The organism is Klebsiella sp. K47 (assembly GCF_051858335.1).
GTDB lineage: Bacteria > Pseudomonadota > Gammaproteobacteria > Enterobacterales > Enterobacteriaceae > Klebsiella > Klebsiella pneumoniae.
The window spans coordinates 1-225 of record NZ_JBPYUI010000400.1; the positions used below are offsets into that span (position 1 = coordinate 1).

At 68.9% G+C, this 225-nt stretch carries 1 protein-coding gene; it reads right to left on the reverse strand.

All coding sequences use genetic code 11. The features are described from left to right. On the reverse strand, positions 1–211 hold a 211-nt coding region (locus tag RRF55_RS28545; protein WP_439419376.1), incomplete at its 3' end, for a DNA polymerase. Positions 212–225 lie beyond the last annotated feature (14 nt).

Genomic DNA, 225 nt, shown 5'->3' on the forward strand with positions numbered 1-225 from the left:
CGGTCTTCTTGCCGCCGGGCAGGTTCATCTCGCCGAACAGGATCTCGCCGATCTGGCGCGGGCTGCCGACGTTGAACGGGCGGCCGGCCAGCTTGTGCGCCTCCTCCTCCAGCTCGGCCATGCGCTGGCCGAAGGTCGAGGACAAGGAGCGCAGACGGTCGGGATCGACCCGCACTCCCGCCAATTCCATGTCGGCCAGAATGGCGGGCATGCCGCGTTCCAGCG